The organism is Pseudomonas sp. HY2-MNA-CIBAN-0224 (assembly GCF_040310285.1).
Taxonomy (GTDB): Bacteria; Pseudomonadota; Gammaproteobacteria; order Pseudomonadales; family Pseudomonadaceae; genus Aquipseudomonas; species Aquipseudomonas helleri.
Window position 1 is genome coordinate 1 of the sequence record NZ_JBEOPQ010000935.1, and the last position, 233, is coordinate 233.

At 46.8% G+C, this 233-nt stretch carries 1 protein-coding gene; it reads left to right on the forward strand.

Annotation, left to right across the window (positions count from 1 at the left end; all coding sequences use genetic code 11):
* Nucleotides 1-43: 43 nt before the first annotated feature.
* A partial coding sequence (locus AAEZ03_RS28995; RefSeq protein ID WP_350583463.1) for a hypothetical protein occupies nucleotides 44-233 on the forward strand: 190 nt, incomplete at its 3' end.

Below are 233 nucleotides of genomic sequence, written 5' to 3' on the forward strand. Positions count from 1 at the left end.
ATTGTTGGTGGCTAAATTACTGGCAAGCCAAGGTGTGCGTGTAATGTTGCATGGCGACAGCCAAGCTTTACCCCATCGCCGCCATGTTGAATCTTGCTTAGCGGCAGTCAATATTGCTTGTTGTACTACACCACAAAGCGCTAATGCAGCCTTGCTATCCGATAACATTGTTTATGTATGTGCGGGTGATTTAGCACCAGTGTTAGATGAGTGCCGCCAGTTGCATCAAGAAT